This window comes from Methylophaga sp. UBA5088 (assembly GCF_002414625.1).
In the GTDB taxonomy this organism is placed as follows: Bacteria; Pseudomonadota; Gammaproteobacteria; order Nitrosococcales; family Methylophagaceae; genus Methylophaga; species Methylophaga marina.
On record NZ_DIAC01000032.1, the window covers coordinates 42,420 to 42,748 of the forward strand.

The window sequence follows — 329 nt, forward strand, 5'->3', positions numbered from 1 at the left end:
CAATAAGCCCTATAGCTGTGACCAACATTAAGATTCGCCAGAACCAAACAGACCAAGGTGTCTGTAGTGTTGATTTCATTGTTGAGAGGTGTGCCGTCATATTTTAATGCCTCATCGCATAGCAGAAACTAAGAACATCATCCTTCGTCAGAGTTCCGTGACTTTGACTGTAGTTTTGCTTTGATATCCTCAAAGTAATTATCAAATTCTCGAGGATTTCTATTCGTCATCCCCGCCAAATAAACCTGTGATTTGCCGTCTTTTTCTCTTACCCAGACCCAGAAACGCCGCTGAGGCAGATAGAACAATAAGAAGACACCGGCAATTAT

Annotated in this window: 1 protein-coding gene; it reads right to left on the bottom strand. The window is 41.9% G+C overall.

Annotated elements, in window-relative coordinates:
* Positions 1–137: 137 nt before the first annotated feature.
* Positions 138–329 (bottom strand): cytochrome c biogenesis protein ResB (locus tag B4K20_RS04450; RefSeq protein ID WP_289282022.1); only part of this gene is annotated, 192 nt, incomplete at its 5' end.